Source organism: Arenibacter sp. F20364 (assembly GCF_023015905.1).
Taxonomy (GTDB): Bacteria; Bacteroidota; Bacteroidia; order Flavobacteriales; family Flavobacteriaceae; genus Arenibacter.
In genome coordinates this window covers 1-347 of sequence record NZ_JALKBD010000171.1, presented here as the reverse complement: position 1 = coordinate 347, position 347 = coordinate 1, and the positions used below count along the sequence as shown (strand labels likewise).

At 48.7% G+C, this 347-nt stretch carries 1 protein-coding gene; it reads right to left on the bottom strand.

Going from position 1 to position 347, the window contains the following annotated elements:
* Nucleotides 1-35: 35 nt before the first annotated feature.
* Nucleotides 36-347 (bottom strand): hypothetical protein (locus MWU84_RS24195; RefSeq protein ID WP_246906629.1); only part of this gene is annotated, 312 nt, incomplete at its 5' end.

Below are 347 nucleotides of genomic sequence, written 5' to 3'. Positions count from 1 at the left end.
AGAGAGACCCCAGTTGTTGGCCGCTCAGGGCCGTATTATCCGTTGATCTCTTTTAAAAAAGCAGCGAACTCCTTTGACATGCGGGTCCCCTGTGCGATAAAGTCCTCCCAATCACGGCTTACCTTGGTCCATTTTCCATCCACCAGGACATCCCAGCGCCTGCGCTTGAGGCTCAAGCTGACCAAATTGCTGCGGATAGGATAATCATCGATGACCCTGGGTTCCATAAAGCCACAGGCCTTATAGGTATGGTCTTTGTAACGCTCCGGTATCTGCTTTTTCTCCTCTAAAAATACAGTCAACCGATTGTCGTACAAGGGATTCTTTATCGGTTTTTGTTCAAAGCC